Origin of the sequence: Marinomonas rhodophyticola (assembly GCF_026113935.1) — a bacterium.
Lineage (GTDB): Bacteria > Pseudomonadota > Gammaproteobacteria > Pseudomonadales > Marinomonadaceae > Marinomonas > Marinomonas rhodophyticola.
Window position 1 is genome coordinate 326,177 of sequence record NZ_JAPEUL010000009.1, and the last position, 16,214, is coordinate 342,390.

At 45.7% G+C, this 16,214-nt stretch carries 17 protein-coding genes; 9 read left to right on the forward strand and 8 right to left on the reverse strand.

Features of this window, described 5'->3' with window-relative positions; genetic code table 11:
- Positions 1-171: 171 nt before the first annotated feature.
- Entirely contained in the window at positions 172-1,752 is a 1,581-nt protein-coding gene (gene norR, locus ONZ52_RS15910; RefSeq protein ID WP_265219694.1) for a nitric oxide reductase transcriptional regulator NorR, read from the forward strand.
- A gap of 108 nt (positions 1,753-1,860) precedes the next feature.
- On the opposite strand, the gene ONZ52_RS15915 is transcribed toward norR, so the two are convergent.
- Entirely contained in the window at positions 1,861-2,280 is a 420-nt protein-coding gene (locus ONZ52_RS15915; RefSeq protein ID WP_265219695.1) for a group II truncated hemoglobin, read from the reverse strand.
- A gap of 7 nt (positions 2,281-2,287) precedes the next feature.
- Positions 2,288-2,491, reverse strand: coding sequence for a hypothetical protein (locus tag ONZ52_RS15920; protein WP_265219696.1), 204 nt, complete (start codon positions 2,489-2,491; stop codon positions 2,288-2,290).
- A gap of 386 nt (positions 2,492-2,877) precedes the next feature.
- Here ONZ52_RS15920 and ONZ52_RS24825 point away from each other — a divergent pair, with 386 nt between their 5' ends.
- From ONZ52_RS24825 to aroE, 3 genes are all read left to right on the forward strand, one after another.
- Entirely contained in the window at positions 2,878-3,075 is a 198-nt protein-coding gene (locus tag ONZ52_RS24825; RefSeq protein WP_321160353.1) for an MATE family efflux transporter, read from the forward strand.
- A gap of 111 nt (positions 3,076-3,186) precedes the next feature.
- Positions 3,187-4,188 (forward strand): MATE family efflux transporter, encoded by a 1,002-nt coding sequence (locus ONZ52_RS15925; RefSeq protein ID WP_321160354.1) that lies wholly within the window; start codon positions 3,187-3,189, stop codon positions 4,186-4,188.
- Between the two features lie 118 nt (positions 4,189-4,306).
- Positions 4,307-5,197, forward strand: a complete 891-nt coding sequence (aroE, locus tag ONZ52_RS15930) for a shikimate dehydrogenase (protein ID WP_265219697.1) — start codon at positions 4,307-4,309, stop codon at positions 5,195-5,197.
- A gap of 26 nt (positions 5,198-5,223) precedes the next feature.
- Here the strand turns inward: aroE and ONZ52_RS15935 are convergent, their stop codons facing one another.
- Entirely contained in the window at positions 5,224-6,000 is a 777-nt protein-coding gene (locus tag ONZ52_RS15935) for an FCD domain-containing protein (RefSeq protein WP_265219698.1), read from the reverse strand.
- Positions 6,001-6,251: 251 nt separating this feature from the next.
- Between ONZ52_RS15935 and ONZ52_RS24830 the strand changes: the two genes are divergently transcribed.
- The gene (locus ONZ52_RS24830; protein WP_321160355.1) at positions 6,252-7,805 is read left to right on the forward strand and encodes an FAD-binding oxidoreductase; all 1,554 of its coding nucleotides are present in this window, start codon (positions 6,252-6,254) and stop codon (positions 7,803-7,805) included.
- Positions 7,702-9,132, forward strand: coding sequence for a (Fe-S)-binding protein (locus ONZ52_RS24835; RefSeq protein ID WP_321160356.1), 1,431 nt, complete (start codon positions 7,702-7,704; stop codon positions 9,130-9,132). Before ONZ52_RS24830 ends, ONZ52_RS24835 begins: the two co-directional genes overlap by 104 nt.
- Positions 9,133-9,332: 200 nt before the next feature.
- Here ONZ52_RS24835 and ONZ52_RS15945 read toward each other — a convergent pair whose 3' ends face one another.
- The 3 genes from ONZ52_RS15945 to ONZ52_RS15955 all read right to left on the reverse strand — a co-directional run bounded on the left by ONZ52_RS15945 (position 9,333) and on the right by ONZ52_RS15955 (position 11,114).
- The gene (locus tag ONZ52_RS15945) at positions 9,333-10,139 is read right to left on the reverse strand and encodes a sulfite exporter TauE/SafE family protein (RefSeq protein WP_265219699.1); all 807 of its coding nucleotides are present in this window, start codon (positions 10,137-10,139) and stop codon (positions 9,333-9,335) included.
- 83 nt (positions 10,140-10,222) lie between these two features.
- Positions 10,223-10,600, reverse strand: coding sequence for a LysR substrate-binding domain-containing protein (locus tag ONZ52_RS15950; RefSeq protein WP_265219700.1), 378 nt, complete (start codon positions 10,598-10,600; stop codon positions 10,223-10,225).
- The gene (locus ONZ52_RS15955; RefSeq protein ID WP_265219701.1) at positions 10,590-11,114 is read right to left on the reverse strand and encodes a LysR family transcriptional regulator; all 525 of its coding nucleotides are present in this window, start codon (positions 11,112-11,114) and stop codon (positions 10,590-10,592) included. The genes ONZ52_RS15950 and ONZ52_RS15955 overlap by 11 nt, the downstream gene beginning before the upstream one ends.
- 152 nt (positions 11,115-11,266) lie before the next feature.
- On the opposite strand from ONZ52_RS15955, the gene ONZ52_RS15960 reads away from it, so the two are divergent.
- Positions 11,267-11,482 (forward strand): DUF2798 domain-containing protein, encoded by a 216-nt coding sequence (locus ONZ52_RS15960; RefSeq protein ID WP_265219702.1) that lies wholly within the window; start codon positions 11,267-11,269, stop codon positions 11,480-11,482.
- A gap of 101 nt (positions 11,483-11,583) precedes the next feature.
- Here the strand turns inward: ONZ52_RS15960 and ONZ52_RS15965 are convergent, their stop codons facing one another.
- Both ONZ52_RS15965 and ONZ52_RS15970 read right to left on the reverse strand, forming a co-directional pair.
- Complete coding sequence (locus tag ONZ52_RS15965; RefSeq protein ID WP_265219703.1) at positions 11,584-12,990, reverse strand: alanine/glycine:cation symporter family protein; 1,407 nt, start codon at positions 12,988-12,990, stop codon at positions 11,584-11,586.
- A gap of 237 nt (positions 12,991-13,227) precedes the next feature.
- Positions 13,228-13,905, reverse strand: coding sequence for a pyridoxamine 5'-phosphate oxidase family protein (locus ONZ52_RS15970; protein ID WP_265219704.1), 678 nt, complete (start codon positions 13,903-13,905; stop codon positions 13,228-13,230).
- Between the two features lie 117 nt (positions 13,906-14,022).
- Between ONZ52_RS15970 and pdxR the strand changes: the two genes are divergently transcribed.
- Complete coding sequence (pdxR, locus tag ONZ52_RS15975) at positions 14,023-15,486, forward strand: MocR-like pyridoxine biosynthesis transcription factor PdxR (RefSeq protein WP_265219705.1); 1,464 nt, start codon at positions 14,023-14,025, stop codon at positions 15,484-15,486.
- A gap of 247 nt (positions 15,487-15,733) precedes the next feature.
- Positions 15,734-16,099: a hypothetical protein gene (locus ONZ52_RS15980; protein WP_265219706.1), complete on the forward strand. Its 366-nt coding sequence runs from the start codon at positions 15,734-15,736 to the stop codon at positions 16,097-16,099.
- The last annotated feature ends 115 nt before the right edge of the window (positions 16,100-16,214 follow it).

A 16,214-nucleotide genomic window follows, 5' to 3' on the forward strand; every position in this document is an offset into this window, starting at 1 on the left:
GTTAACTCTTATAGTGCGAAGTGTGTGCCAAACCAAAAATAGTATTTTAAATCAATGCTTTATGTTTTATTTATTAAAAAAGAGTCAATATGACTCTTAATTATAAAGGTCTATATGATATCTTTGAGTCAAATTGACACGAAAACCAATTCCCCCTTTGAGCTGATAACTATGAATCAGGTTTCTAACAACGCTTTACTGAGTTTTGCCCTCGATCTTGCTAGCGCGGTGACGCAACCTAATCGCTTCGAACAATTGGTTTATGCGGTGCGGGCAACAATCAACTGCGATGCGGTGGTCTTGTTGTCTCACAGCAATGGTGTGTTGACGCCGCTGGCTCAACGGGGTTTATCGGAAGACCTAATGGGACGACGCTTTATTATTGAAGAGCAGCCCCGATTAAAAGCCATTTGTGCGGGGCATTATCCGGTTCGTTTTCCTGCCGATTCCGATCTCCCCGACCCTTACGATGGCATGGTGTTAGGCCATGACGAGAATTTACCTGTGCATTCTTGTATGGGGGTGCCGCTGTATTTGGAAGGCAAATTGATTGGCGTGGTGACGCTAGACAGCATCCTGCCGGGCGTGTTTGATAATATCGACGCCCGCGCGTTGGAAATCATTGGCACCATGGCAGCCATGACGCTGAATACCGCGATCTTGATGGAGCGATTAGAAAATCAGTCGCAACACGCCCAAAACGTATTAAAAGTAATGGGCGAGCAAAGCCATGAAATGATTGGTCAAAGCAAGGCCATGCAAAACCTTAAACAGTCGATTAATCTGGTGGCACCGTCAGACTTTTCTATCTTGATTGAAGGGGAAACGGGGGTAGGTAAAGAGCTGGTGGCACGGATGTTACATGACAAATCAGCACGCTTTGATGCGCCTATGGTGTATGTGAATTGCGCGGCGATTCCTCATCATCTTATTGAAAGTGAGTTATTTGGTCATGTGAAAGGCGCTTTTACTGGCGCGGATCGGGATCGTCAGGGAAAATTTTTACTGGCGGATGGCGGCACTCTGTTTTTAGATGAAATCGGTGAACTGCCTTTAGAAGTACAAGGCACCTTACTCAGAGCGATTCAAAATCAAGAAATCCAAGCAGTCGGCAAAGATCAAATTTGTAAAGTAAACGTTCGTATTATCGCGGCGACTAATCGACATTTAGAAAACGAAGTGGCAGGAAATCGCTTTCGTGCGGATTTATTTCATCGCCTCAGCGTCTTCCCGATTCAAGTACCGCCATTACGAGAACGACAAGGCGATGTTCCTGTGTTGGCTGGATTCTTCGCTGAGCGCTTCCGTCGTAAATTAGGCCTGCAACAATTGACGTTATCTGCATCAGCTATCGACATGCTTGAAGCGTATCACTGGCCAGGAAATGTACGTGAATTAGAGCATGTCATTTCCCGTGCGGCGCTCTTTTCTAAGGCCGAAACTGTTAAGACAGGACAAACAAATGGCATCACTATTATCTCTCCCGCACATTTAACAGGGCTACAAATTGATAACAGTATTCAAGAAAAGATACAGAGCAATGAAACATTACGGCCCATTACAGGCTACCAAGAAACAATAGATTTGCGTTTAGAAACAGAAGCTTACCAACGTAATATGATTCGTAAAGCATTGGAAACGAACGAAGGCAACTGGACTAAAGCTGCTCAACAGCTGTCTATGGATCGCGCCAACCTAGCCCGCTTGGCAAAACGCCTAGGTGTTGTCGTTGCTAAGGACGTGCGCATTTAAAAACATCTGAATTAAATTATTCAAAGCAAAATGACATTCATACGAGGTAGGCGATAGTTTCGAGGAAGAATGTCATTTGCTTTGATTGCAAGTAGAGCTGGGAATAATTTACTGGTGCCTCGCTGCACTTACTTGGCGAATGCGTTCGGCCGGAAAAGCGAGCTGAGGCAGTAAGTACGCTTTTAATTCGTCTGCATAACCCAATTCATCCAATGCCGCTGCCATGCAGTTTAGCCACATGGCTTTTTCTTTCTCGGTAACGATTAAGTGAGCATGAGCTTGAGGCAAGCTGATTGGGCCGTATTTTTTCGAGAACAACTTCTCGCCACCCATCCAACCGGATAAAAACGACACCAACTTGTCGATGGTGAGTTCGATATTGCTAGGATGCATATCAAACAGCGGCCGAAACTCTGGCGTGTTTTCCATGATGCGGTAGAAGGTCTCGACTAATTTCTGCAAACCCGTTAATCCGCCGACAGCCTGTAAAGTCGCATCACCTTGTCCGTATGCGGGTGGTTGGGACATGAGTATCTTACTCCGTGTCTTTTGGCTGATTTTGCTCTTGTTTAGCGGCCTTTTCTTTATCCATTTTGATGGAGTTGCGGTAGCCACCAATAGCGGCCAACGCTCCGATGATAAAGCTCATGTATAGTGGAATTTGAAACAACATGGTGATGCTGATAAAGACACAGCCAACGGCTAAACCTTCGATGATGGGTCTAAGTTGCTTCGGCATGGGTGTGCTCCGTAAGATAAAAATAAGCGCGAGTTTAACAAAATTCTCAGCTTATGTGAGCACAATTGTGGAAAAAAGCATCAGTTATCCAACATTAGACAGGGTTAATATGAAAAGTGTTTGAGCGCTGTGTATTTGTGGGTAAGTCGTCTATAAATGATAAGAATGCTCAATAAAAAGCCTTTTTTGCGTATTATTTGCACAAAAAAGCCAAAAATCTTCCCCTGATGTGAATAACTGCTATTATTTTCCACAGATTTGAAAGACGATTCTCGTCACCGTTGATGGATTTTTATCCACAGAAGACAGATTACTTATAAGTGAGCTTTTCTTTGTCAAATTTCTCTTTTTCCGCACTTCTTTGCTTGTTCCGTGCAAATACCAATATGAACCACAAAATTTGGCGCATGGCGTGGCCTCCTATGGTGTCGAATATCACAACACCTTTGCTTGGTTTGGTCGATACGGCGGTAGTCGGTCACTTGGGCACGGCAACTCATCTTGCGGCGGTAGCGATTGGCGCGAGCATTTTTAGCTTTTTGTTTTGGGCGTTTGGTTTTTTGCGCATGAACCAACCGGGCTGACGGCGCAAGCCTTGGGTCAAGGTGATGATCGACGTGTGCGTGAACTGCTGTTGCAGTCCATTTTAATGGGCGTTTTTATTGGTCTAATGTTAATTGTATTTCGAGTACCCCTTGATTGATCTGGCGATTACTTTAATGGGTCCCAGTGCAGAAGTGGAACCGTGGGCACGCTTATATTGCGAGGCGCGTATATTCAGTGCGCCAGCGGTGTTAGCTGGTTACGCACTGATGGGATGGTTCTTTGGTGTGCAATATTCCAAGGGGCCACTGTGGATGTTGTTGGTGATTAATATTGCCAATATGGTGCTCGATTATGTCGCGGTTTATGGATTAGGCATGGCGAGTGACGGTGTGGCATGGGCGACTGTGTTTGCGCATTATATTGGTGTCACTGTCGCGGGAATATTGGCTTGGCATAAACTAAAAGGCTTTTCCGGTCATGTGCCGATGCGCGCACTGGCGAAATGGCGTGAGTATATGGCGTTAGTGAAAGTTAACCGTTACTTATTCGTGCGCACGATTTTATTACTGCTGGTGATGTTGTTTTTTACCGCTCAGGGCGCGCGTCAAGGGGACTCTATTCTTGCCGCCAACGCTGTCTTGCTCACTTTCTTGATGATAATTTCCAACGCCTTAGATGGCTTTGCCTTTTCAGTAGAAGCGTTATGTGGTGAGTATTATGGTCGCAAAGACAAGGCCAATTTTCAAAAAGTGATCCAGCTTTCTACCTATTGGGCACTGCTGGCTGCGGTTATTTTGATGCTGGTATTTTGGTTATTTGGTAATCAAATCATAGCCTTACTAACCAACGTGCAAACGGTTCGAGACGACGCTGCTCTGTACCTACCTTGGCTAATATTCTTCCCTCTGTTGGGTATATGGTCTTTTATGTTGGATGGGGTTTTCATCGGTACAACCAGTGTACAACAAATGCAAAACACCATGATTATTTGTGTGGTCGGTGTGTTCTTTCCTGTTTGGTTTATGACTCAAGGGTTGGGTAATCATGGCTTATGGTTTAGCCAAGCGATGCTGTTTGTCGCACGTGCTGTCACGCTTTATTGGTGCTATTTACGCAATATGAAGAAAGGTGTTTGGTTCGCGAATTCTTAAACTGGATTACTTCGTGTAAAGGACTCTGTTAATAATTGAAATTTTTCTGGCGACTCGGTTTGCTACCATGCATGACGTGTTCTTTTTTTAAAGCCACCAAACAGGGAGAGAATTCAATATGTCGAAGAATTTCTTAAGCGAGTTAACCGGTTCTTTTGCCACGCCAGCCTTAGAAAATCCTACTGGCGTGATGATGGAAGCCGCCTATCGAGATTTGGGGTTAGATTGGCGTTACATCAATTGCGAAATTCAGCCGGATGATCTGAAAAACGCTGTGTTGGGTGCGAGAGCCATGAACTGGCGCGGTTTTAACTGCTCAATACCTCATAAAGTGTCCGTCATTTCTCACCTTGATGACTTAGGCGAGTCGGCCCGCATCATTGGCGCGGTCAATACCGTAGTGAATCGTAATGGCAAGTTGATTGGCGAAAATACCGATGGTCGTGGTTTTGTTGAATCTGTTAAATCCAGCTTAGAGCTAACCAACAAGCGTGTTGTTTTGTTTGGTGCAGGTGGCGCGGCACGAGCGGTTGCTGTTGAACTTGCCTTGGCTGGCGTGGCACAAATAATCATTGTGAACCGCAATCAAGAGCGCGGCGAAGAACTTGCCAAACTGGTTGCCGATAACACGTCGACTGGCGCGGAATACCACGCTTGGACAAAGCAATATCAGATTCCTGTCGAGACGGATTTAGTGATCAATGTAACGTCGATTGGCTTATATCCCAATGTGGATGCAGAACTAGATATAGACACAGATTCAATTAAATCTAGCATGGTAGTTGCAGATGGGATTTTCAATCCACCTGAAACGCGATTGATTCAAACCGCGAAGACCAAGGGCTGCACGACGGTCAATGGCTTGGGCATGCTCGTTCAGCAAGGCGCAATCGCCTTTGAATACTGGACTGGTAAAACCCCTTCTATCGAGGTGATGAAAGCCGCATTGAGCGATGCTTTGGACATCACAGATCTGGACATCACAGATCTGGACAGCACAGAAAAATAATAATCACTGGAATATTCAAAGATCGTTCAAAGCGGATTCTGGTGCTCGTTTCTGCGTAGCGAGCGCTGGATTCGTGTTTCTTCTTGGCGCATTTTTAATAGATTATCTTCCACAAATACCAAATGCGTATGCGCCGCGGTGCGAGCGTCTTCCGCATTGCCCTCCATGATGGCTTGATACAGATTCCTATGTTGTTCCATCACACGTTGGCGTGCTGCGGGTTTTTCGAATAAATTTCTCAAGTTGCTCGAAATGCTCTTCGCCAACATGGCGTGCAGGCCGCGAAGTGTGTGTAGCAAGACCACATTGTGCGCGGCTTCCGCGATGATCATATGAAATTCCACATCGAGCTTTGTTTCCAAGGCGAAGGCTTTATTTTGGTTGGCTTCCACCAGTTGATGAAAACAGTGAGTGAGCTTGGTTTTGTCTGCATCGGTGCTGCGCAACGCGGCGTAATAAGCGGCAAGACTTTCTAACGCATCGCGAAACTCCAACTGGTCGTATAAAAATTCATCATGGGAACTGAGCAGATCTTGCAGTGGATCGGCAAAGGAGCTGCCGAGTTGCTCCGATACATAGGTACCGCCACCATGACGACTGAATAACACGCCGCGCGCGATTAATTTTTGAATGGCTTCCCGCAACGAAGGGCGAGACACGTCAAAGCGCGCTGCCAATTCCCTTTCTGGCGGCAGTTTTTGCCCTGCCGTAAAGCTGCCTTCTAAAATCATGCTTTCGAGCTCTTTCATGATGATGTCGGAGATTTTCGGTTGTTTAACGCGACCAAAGTGATTGGATTCCATGGCTTTTCCTAAAAATGGTTTTTAAATATTTCTTTCGTAAAAGCTGTGTGTAAGTTTAAAAGTGGTAAAACCAATTAATCTTGCTGCTAAAATTCACGAAATATCGACTAAATTATAAGTTGACAAAGTTTCTTTGAATTCTTACTGTGCCTTATATTTAAAAGGTAAATTGGTCTTACCAATTTGTCTAGCGTTAATTTTCAATACTAATACTTTCTAACAATAAAAAGGCTACCGCCGTGGAAGCTTCTATGAACACTGATTCACTTGCTGATAAAACCGCTCAATATCGCGATCTGTATTTAGCACTAAAAGACGCTAAAAAGGGCGCGATTGATGAGACTCGATTGATCCGCGATCCATTGCGCACCTTGGCGTATGGTACAGATGCGAGTTTTTATCGCTTGATTCCGCAATTGGTGGTGCGAGTCGATAACGAAGCGGAAGTGCAGTTGGTGCTGAAAGAAGCCAGAAAGCGCAATTTACCGGTAACCTTTCGTGCGGCGGGTACGAGTTTGTCTGGGCAGGCAGTAACCGATTCCATCTTGATGCAATTGTCCGATAACTGGAAAGGTCATCGACTGCATGACCATGGTCGTTCTATTTCCCTCCAGCCAGGCATTATTGGTGCATGCGCCAATCAGCTGCTAGCGCCTTTCCAGCGTAAAATCGGCCCAGATCCTGCGTCCATTAATGCTTGTATGATTGGCGGCATCGCAGCGAACAACGCCAGTGGTATGTGTTGCGGCACGGCGCAAAACAGCTATCACACCATTCAAAGTGCCCGCTTGATTTTTGCCGATGGTTCCCTATTGGATACCGCTGATGGAGCAAGTCGTTTAGCCTTTGGAAATCGCAATGCTGACTTGCTGGATACGCTGGTTCGTTTGTCTAAAAGTGTGCAAGCCAATAGCGAATTAGCCGACAAAATTAGACACAAATATCGTTTAAAAAACACGACAGGATACAGTTTAAACAGCCTAACCGATTACCAAGATCCCTTTGATATCTTGCTGCATCTGATGATCGGCTCCGAAGGGACTTTGGGTTTTATCAGCGAAGTGACCTATGAAACCGTGGTAGATCACCCCATAAAAGCCGCCGCGATGATCTTCTTTGAGGATATGGAAGCTACCTGTCGAGCGGTGACGGCGCTAAAAAGTTCACCAGTTTCTGCGGTAGAATTGATCGACCGTGCTGGCTTGCGTGCGGTGGAAGGCAAACCTGGGATGCCGGAACTGTTGTCGTCTCTTGGCGCACAAGCAGCGGGTTTATTGGTTGATGTACGCGCTGCCGATGCCGAAGAATTAGAAGCCAATTTGGCCTTGGTGACACAAGCCTTAAGCGGTCAAGCCACACTCAACCCTATTGAATTTACCCAAGACAAAGTCATCTACGATTCCTATTGGAAGATTCGCAAAGGCTTGTTTCCTGCCGTTGGTGCGGTGCGTCCTGTTGGCACCACGGTCATCATCGAAGACGTGGCCTTCCCTGTCGAACAACTCGCCGAAGGTGTTTTAGAACTACAAGGGGTGTTTCAAAAGTATGGTTATCGCGAAGCGATTTTGTTCGGTCACGCGTTAGAGGGCAATTTGCATTTCGTGTTTACCCAAGGTTTTGATGATCCGAAGGAAGTGAAACGCTACGAACAACTGATGGACGAAGTGGCGCAATTAGTCGCGGTGAAATACAAGGGGCTCGTTGAAAGCGGAACACGGCACAGGTCGCAACATGGCGCCTTATGTGGAATTGGAATGGGGCAAAGAAGCCTACGACATAATGTGGCAAATCAAGCGTGCCTTTGACCCGCAAGGCTTGCTCAACCCAGATGTGATCTTGTCACACAATGCCAACTTGCATGTGCAGAACCTCAAACCCTTGCCCAAAGCCAATGACAAAGTGGATACCTGCATCGAATGTGGTTTTTGTGAATCCTCTTGTCCATCCAAATCCATTACCTTAACGCCTCGTCAGCGTATTGTGATTTGGCGTGAGATTCAGCGATTAACCGCAATGGGTACAGATCCGCAACGCTTAGCGGAGTTAAGAAAAGACTATGATTATCAAGGGGTTGATACCTGTGCTGGTTGCGGCTTGTGTTCAATGCAATGTCCCGTTGGCATCAATACCGGCGATTTAACCCGCGAATTACGTCATGATCGTCACCCAGACAGTAAAGTTGGCTATTGGGTTGCTGATCATTTTGAAGGCGTCACTAAAACAGCAAAAGTCGGCCTCAATCTTGCCAGTGGAGCCCGTCGAGTTATGGGTGACTCAGGCATGACAACCATTAGTTCGGCGATGAATAAAGTCTCCAATGGTGCTGTGCCGAAGTGGCATAAACAGATGCCCAACGCTGCGTCATCATTGAAGTCTATTCCTGTCTTGCAATGTGATGATATGCAAAGCAATGACCTACAAAAAGAAGTCATCTACTTCCCTAGCTGTGCGACTCGTGTCATGGGCGCTGGGCCAAATGCCGACGATAAACGCTCCGTCATGGAGGTGATGTTCTCTGTATTGCAAAAAGCAGGCTATAAAGTCACTGTACCCAAAGACATAGATAGCCAATGCTGTGGTATGGCGTTTCAATCCAAAGGGCAATTCGACGCAGCGAACAAAAAAGCCAATGACCTCAATCGTTTACTGCTCGACGCCAGCGATAATGGCAGAATCCCCATCGTTTGCGATGTCAGTCCTTGCTTGCTACGCATGCAGGAAAGTCTTGATCCACGCTTAGATCTTCATGAACAAGTGGGCTTTGTCTCCGCTCACGTGATGCCAAACCTAACCGTGAAAGAAAAGCTCGGCAAAATCGCCCTTCATGTGACGTGCAGCACAACCCGCATGGGACTCGCCGACAGCTTCGTACAGCTTGCTCATCAACTCGCTGAGGAAGTTATTATCCCACCAGACATTACCTGCTGCGGCTTTGCCGGCGACAAAGGCTTTTCCACACCCGAACTCAACGCCAGCGCCTTGAAAACCCTAGCCAAAGCCGTAGAAGGCTGCGAAGCGGGCTACTCCAATAGCCGTACCTGCGAGATTGGCTTATCGGAACACAGCGGCATCGAGTATCAATCCATCGTCTACCTGGTTGATCAACTGACTCAATCTTCGAGGGTTTTGTAGGTCGCGGCTTTAGCCCGACGAGATGTAATTTGCTGTGCTGAATTTTTTGTCGGCATAAATGCCGACCTACAAGTAATTGTTTTATATAAATTTTGTAGGTTGTGCCTTTAGGCCAACAATGCCTTATTGTCGGCATAAATTCCGACCTACAAAAAGTACTGTTTTAACGGGCTATGGTTGGGCTGTAAAGCCCAATAACCTTAAAGCATGAAGGTCGAGTACAAGCCAAATCCGCAGACGATGAGTAGCGCCCAGCCGACGAATTGGAAAAAGACGGGTGTTTCGGCTTTTTGAATGCGGTTGTGGAGCTTTTGTCCGAAGACGTGACCAATCAAGGCGCAAGGCAGTAACCAAAGTTGGTGGATGAGTTGTAGGTCGATGCCGGCGATGAGGAAGGACACCATTTTGATCATCACCAGAATAAACCAAAGCACGAATAAGGTATCGCGCAGTTGGTGGCGTGGGACTTTGGTAGCGAAGACGGAGACGATAAGCGGTGCGCCTATTAAGGAGGTGCCGCTGACGTAGCCGCCGAGCATGAGGAAAACCGTATCGAGGAATTTGTTGTTGGTGTAAAAGGGTTTATTGAGAATATAAGACACGGCAAATACCGCGACGATGACGAAAATCACCCCAGTGACTATGTTGCCCGGTAAGGTTAATAAACCAAATACGCCGATCAATTTCGGCACTATCATGATACCGAGGGCTTTTTTCAAATAGCCCCACGCGATGTTGCCCTGCGCTTCTTGCGGTGCTTCGCCTCGCTCTGCGGCGAGTTGAGCTTGCTGCTTGGTGGTTTTTGCCCCTTGCCATGCAATCCAGCTGGAAAACACCAAAAGATGGATGGAAATAATGGGGAGAAATAACAGAGGATCGTTTTTTACTAATAATAGAAAAGGTAATGCAAGGACCGCACCGCCAAATCCTAAGCCACTGCGAACAAAGCCGCTCCATATAAAAATGGCACCGATTAAGGCATATTGCCACCAGAATAAGTTTTCCATATTAATCCTTGTTGATAAGTCGTCGGTCGTTATTCGTGCGTCAGTGTAACCAAATTTTGCTTTTTAGACTCTTGCTTTTGAGGTTAAGAGCTTGGATGGAACCAGCTTTGTTGATGAAGGTATTGCGTGAGTTCGTCACGTAATAGTTTAGCTCTCGCAGACAGGCTGCGACGATAGGGCCAGACTAAAAAAATCTCTCTATTTTGGCCGCGCCATTCAGGCAAAACCCGAATAAGTTCGCCTGTTGCTAGCGCACCGTGCACCATGCTCATGGGCATTAATGCTATGCCTGCGCCTGCTTTGGCAAGGTTGAGCGTAATGTTCATGTCGTTGCTAATATGTTGGTGTTCTTTTTTCATTGGATAGTTTTCGCCTTGACGATTCATCAGTAACCAATCAGAAAACATATTGGAGGCGATGCTTGGGGATTGCTGTAAGGCGTCTATCGAGCTAGGCAGCAAAAAGGATACTTTGGGCGATGCAACTAAAATGGGACTCGATATGACCGATGCGCTTCTGAATAAGAGACGAGCTGGGTTGTTGCCCAGAGCGCAATGCGATGTCGGCGCGCGTGTCTCTTATGTCTTGCACCGTGTTGCTCAGTTCGATGTTTAATTCAATCTCTGGGTGTTGTTGCACAAAGTCTCGCCAAAATTCATCCAGTGGTCCACTGCCTAAATTGACTGGCGCTAATATTTTTAAGTCGCCTTTTAAGCTGTTCAAGGTTTGATCGAGATTGGAAATACGTTGATCCAGTGCATCGATGAATTCGGCGCATTCTTGGTAGTAGCTTTCCCCTATTGGCGTCAGTGTGAGGCCTTTTGTTGAGCGATGTAATAGCTCGCAGCCAAGTTTTTGTTCAAGCGCACTGATACGACGTGACACGGTAGCGATGGTCATATCGAGATGCTGAGCCGCAGCGGTCAGGCTATTTTTGTTGGCCGCAGTGATAAAAATCTTTAGATCATCAAGCATTTTGCATTTTTGTAAATTTGATTTTAAAAAATCAGTATATTTACAAATAAAGATGCTTGCTAGTATGTATCTAAGGTTTGAGTCGTTTACTTACTTTTTGTCTGGGGCACTCTTTATTTAAGAGAAGACGATAAGTTCATCAGGAGAGAAAAATGAAACACAGAATTATTTTTGCAGTGCTTATGTCCTTCACCTTGTCATTGATGATGTCGGCGTGGATTACCTACGTGAACATTGGATTACACCCAGATTTTGTGTCCTTTTGGCTGCATGCTTGGGTATTAGCATGGCCCGCAGCAGGCATTATTTCTTTTATTGCCGGGCCATTCTTACATGGTTTAGCGCATAAGATTGCCGCGAAAATTTAGCGCATTTACATTATGCTTTGTAGAGCTTGAATAGCAAAAATGAAAAACCCGCTGTGCAGCGGGTTTTGTTTTTTTAACCTTACTAATGTCGTATTCGTCGTTTATTTACTGGGTTTTTCATCCCAAACACTGAGATCAATATCGTCACGAATTTCTGGATAGTCATCTGAGTTAAATACGGGGGTTTTTGTTTTCAACTGAGTGAAATAGTCTTTGGTGAGTTTTATCACCAATCCTGAGAGCATCATAATAGCGATTAGGTTAATGGTCGCCATGAGGCCCATCGCAGCGTCTGCGGCGTTAAATACCATCGCCACACTTTCATAAGCGCCCCATGGGATCATGCCCAGAGCGAGGATACGTAAAATAAAAATCCCTGGCTTGTTTGCCCACTTTAGGTACGTTAGCGCATTTTCTGCATAGGTGTAGTTACCAATGATAGAAGTAAACGCGAAGAAGAAAATGGCGATCGCCACAAAGTAATGGCCTGCGCTACCAATGTGAGTGGTCAAGGCGGTTTGTGTCAACATGATGCCCGTTTCACCGTTACCCAACGCGCCGGATAGCAGAATCATCAGTGCCGTCGCGGTACAGATCAATAGCGTATCAATAAAAACACCTAAGGATTGCACCATACCCTGAGAAGCTGGGTGATGAGGGTTTGGCGTAGCAACCGCAGCGATGTTTGGCGCAGAACCCATACCCGCTTCGTTGGAAAACAAACCACGTTTTACGCCGTTTAGCATGGCACCTAGTACACCGCCTGCCGCTTGTTCAATACCAAAGGCGCTTTTGACGATTAACGCAAACGCCGCAGGCACATCAGAAAGATTGGTAAAGATTACATACAAGGCGAGTAGTAGGTATAAAACTGCCATGAATGGCACAACGATTTCAGCAAAACGTGCGATTTTCTTGATACCACCGAAGATAACAATCGCTGCTAGCAGCATGATAACGATGCCGGTCACACTGGTGTCGATACCAAATGCGCCTTCCATTGCGCCTGCAATCGAGTTGGCTTGAACCGCATTAAAGACCAAACCAAAGGCCAAGATAAGCGCCAGCGAAAATACCGCGCCAGCCCAAGGGGCTTTTAAGCCTTTGCTGATATAAAACGCTGGACCACCACGTAATTGTCCATTTTGATCACGCATTTTGTAGAGTTGAGCCAAGGTGCTTTCTGCATAGGCAGTCGCCATACCGATTAGGGCAACGACCCACATCCAGAAAATAGCACCAGGGCCACCTAAATATAACGCGACAGCTACACCTGTCATGTTGCCTGTTCCAACACGAGAAGCGAGGCTAGTACAAAGGGCTTGGAAAGGAGATATACCGCCACGATCAGATTGTGGGGCTTTAAGAACAGTACGGATGAATTCTGGAAAACGTCGAACCTGAATAAAACCTAGACGTAAAGTGAAATATACGCCGACGGCTAGTAGTCCATAGATGAGGATATACCCCCAGAAAATCGTGTTTAAAAAGTCTATGATTGCTGCCATGTAGGGCACTCCCGTTATTCGATAATATCGATTGTGTTATTGTTCGTGGGTTGAATGCTAGGAGTGCTTTTTTGTAAAAAGACACCCTAAGAAACGCGTAGAATCGTAAAAAAGGGTGCAAGAGTAGCGATTTTATGAAAAACCGCAAGATAAAAGCTGCAAAAATGTGCATTAATGGTGCATAAAAGATGGGTTTATAAGGTTTTATAGGCTAAACCTTGGTAATTCTCATCTTTTTCAATCTTGGCCTTGTGATTTTTGTGTGTTAGTACGCATCGGGCGGTGTTGGCTGAGTATAGTGTTCCGTTTGAATCGGGTCTTGCTCAATCGATACCCATTCTCTTTTAAAGGAACGACACCTGCCCACACAGGCCATTCGTTATCGGCTGGATCATCGATGGGAGGCTCGGCACGCATTTTTACCGAGGCTTCTTCGATTTTGATTCGCACAACGCCAGTGGCTTTTATTTCTTGTTCGTTCACTGGGCGTAACGCTTCCCAACGACCTGGGCTGACTTTGTCTAAGAAAAGCTTGAACTGACGTACCTTTTCTTCTTTATCGTCAATGAGTTCTGGCACACCAAATAAGGTGACAGAACGATAGTTCACAGAGTGATGCATGGCGGAACGCGCCAGTACTAAACCATCTAATAAGCTCACGTTAATGCAGACTTTTTCTGGCTCGTCGATGGGGCCTTTGACGTTACGAGCTTTAGAGTGAGCATGCCAATAAAAGTAGTCGCCCTCACGCCAATGGCAAGTGGGAGTCACAAAAACCTGTCCATCCTTCGTTTGTCCAACGTGGCACATTAACGCCGCATCGATAATCTCTATGGCTAAGTCTTTGTCGTAGGACGCGCGATTTGGCCCGCGTTTGACTTTACTTAATGCGGTTTCTTCTAGTGACTGGCTCATGCATTCTCTCCTTGTGTCTCAATGGGGGTTTGGTTATAACCAGACTGTAGAGAAAACTGGCTTCTATAAGAATAGCCAGAATGAAGATAAAAAAGCAGGCCAGATATGAAGCACACCATGACGAGTTTACGTTTCTCTTTAGAGGACGGCGCGCCCTATTACCAACAATTAATGGATCAGATTCAACAGGGCATTGTGTCGGGTGAATTATCGGTTGGGGATAAGCTGCCCTCCTCACGATTTTTAGCCAGTTCCTTAGGGGTTTCCCGCAGTACTACGTCGCGAGCGTACGATCAGTTAATTGCAGAAGGCATTTTAACCAGTGAAGAAAAACGCGGCGTTTTTGTAGCAGCTTTGCCTATGGTGGGCGATCGTATGGTGAAACGCCCTGCTTCTCTATCATCATCGGATAATAAAACGCTACCGACACGAGCATTTGACGCAGGGGCTGATATGTCTGTTTTTCCTACTAAGAAATGGGCTGCAAGCATGAGACGTAGCTGGCTTCGACCTGACTTAATGGTATTACAAGGAGGATATACAACTGGCTATCCTGAGTTAAAAACTGCAATAGTTGACTATTTATACCGTGTTCGCGGTCTTGATTGTTCGGTGGAGCAAATTGTTGTCACAGCAGGTAGCCGTGATGCGTTACTTTTATTACAGCATGCGATGATGTCCTTAAATGATTCCGACAGCTCTGCGATAAAATGGTGGCTTGAAGAGCCAACTTATCCGCCAATACGTGAGGCAATCACGTCCCACACAAACAGAGGCACACTCTGTATCGATGACGATGGCCCTTGTTTACCTGATAGCGAATATGCTTCGAATGTGGCCATTGTCACGCCGAATCGACAATATCCGCTTGGTGTGAGCATCAGTGCGACGCGTCGACAACAATGGTTACAAGTGTTACAGAATGATTCGCCAAGCTGGTGGCTAATAGAAGACGATTACGATAATGAATTTGTTTATCAGGGGCGGAGCAATGTGCCTTTTATGCAGACGGCGAGTATTCATGGTCAAGTTTGCGATCGAGTGTTTTTTGTAGGGAGCTTTTCTAAAGTGTTGTTTCGTGGTTTACGGCTTGGTTTTATTGTTGCGCCCATGAAACATGTGGCGACGCTGCACCATAGTCAGTATGTGTTAGGGTCCTCGGTGTCTTTGCCCATTCAGCCTGTAGTGGCCGATTTTATGCAACAAGGTCAATTTGATCGCCATGTGAACAGGATGCGCCGACATTACCGTTTTAAGCGTGATACGTTATTGCGTCTTTTAGAGACGCATCTTACGCCTTGGTTCGATTGGAAAGCGCCACGGGGAGGCATGCACATATTAATACACATAAAGACGAATCTTGCGTCCTCGATAAGGAGCGAAGCGACGTTGGAACAGCGTATGGCACAAGATTTATCTTATGAAGGTATTGTGCTGTCCTCTTTATCGCGGCACTACGGGCATAAAAACAATCAGAAACAGGGCTTTTTACTGGGCTTTAGTGGTCCAAAAGAAGACGACATGGCGTATATGATAAAAAGGATGCAATCTTGGATGGAAGCTGAAATGAGAATGAAATAAGGCTTACATTTTGTAAGGAAATTGTATGGGAAGAATGTTAATCTTGCTGTATTAGATAGATGTTGTATTCGTTGGCCCAAGGCAAGAATGTGAATTTTTATAAAAAGGCCGTGAAGCAAAGATGAACAAAGGCTAAACTACGCTTTGTATGGTTGTATAAATTTTGCTATATTTCGCACTCTTAAATTCGTATGAAGCGGGTAAGAAGGGTATTTTCACTTTTGTTTTTATGAATCGGATGGAAAAATTGAAAAAATTTCAAGACATTCTGCATCATTATGTGAATTCGATATCCAGCATGTTGGCGAATTTTTTACGCCCCGTTTTTGCCGGCCTATGCCTTGCTTTATTATTACCGCTGGTTACTATCTCCTCTTTTATTGATAGCCAAACGGTTATCATGACCGACCCTATTTTTAATACGATGCCACTCTTTAGCATCGTGTTTATCTCCTTGTTATTGGTTAGTTATTGGTCCATTACGACCAATAACAACCTTGCTCGCCAAAAAATGGCCTTCTCTTTACTTCGTACTGACGTTCCGAAAGAACGTCTAAATCGTGCCGAGGCACGATGTGCGATGAGATGTAGAGGCTCCCTTTTTCAGATTTAGGTGATCCAGAAGGATTATTACTGCGTTAATATTGTTGACACAGTAATGGTTCTTACACTGTTTTTACAGTGAGGTGATCTTACTGAAATACCCGGCTTTGCCGGATTTTCGTTCT

Excerpts from the sequence above, each read along its gene's own strand:
- ONZ52_RS24830 (WP_321160355.1), top strand. The coding sequence starts at position 6,252 with ATGAACACTGATTCACTTGCTGATAAAACCGCTCAATATCGCGATCTG.
- pdxR (WP_265219705.1), top strand. The coding sequence starts at position 14,023 with ATGACGAGTTTACGTTTCTCTTTAGAGGACGGCGCGCCCTATTACCAA.
- ONZ52_RS15920 (WP_265219696.1), bottom strand. The coding sequence starts at position 2,491 with ATGCCGAAGCAACTTAGACCCATCATCGAAGGTTTAGCCGTTGGCTGT.
- ONZ52_RS15965 (WP_265219703.1), bottom strand. The coding sequence starts at position 12,990 with ATGGCAGCAATCATAGACTTTTTAAACACGATTTTCTGGGGGTATATC.
- ONZ52_RS15915 (WP_265219695.1), bottom strand. The coding sequence starts at position 2,280 with ATGTCCCAACCACCCGCATACGGACAAGGTGATGCGACTTTACAGGCT.
- ONZ52_RS15960 (WP_265219702.1), top strand. The coding sequence starts at position 11,267 with ATGAAACACAGAATTATTTTTGCAGTGCTTATGTCCTTCACCTTGTCA.
- ONZ52_RS24825 (WP_321160353.1), top strand. The coding sequence starts at position 2,878 with ATGAACCACAAAATTTGGCGCATGGCGTGGCCTCCTATGGTGTCGAAT.
- aroE (WP_265219697.1), top strand. The coding sequence starts at position 4,307 with ATGTCGAAGAATTTCTTAAGCGAGTTAACCGGTTCTTTTGCCACGCCA.
- ONZ52_RS15945 (WP_265219699.1), bottom strand. The coding sequence starts at position 10,139 with ATGGAAAACTTATTCTGGTGGCAATATGCCTTAATCGGTGCCATTTTT.
- norR (WP_265219694.1), top strand. The coding sequence starts at position 172 with ATGAATCAGGTTTCTAACAACGCTTTACTGAGTTTTGCCCTCGATCTT.
- ONZ52_RS15935 (WP_265219698.1), bottom strand. The coding sequence starts at position 6,000 with ATGGAATCCAATCACTTTGGTCGCGTTAAACAACCGAAAATCTCCGAC.
- ONZ52_RS15970 (WP_265219704.1), bottom strand. The coding sequence starts at position 13,905 with ATGAGCCAGTCACTAGAAGAAACCGCATTAAGTAAAGTCAAACGCGGG.
- ONZ52_RS15955 (WP_265219701.1), bottom strand. The coding sequence starts at position 11,114 with ATGCTTGATGATCTAAAGATTTTTATCACTGCGGCCAACAAAAATAGC.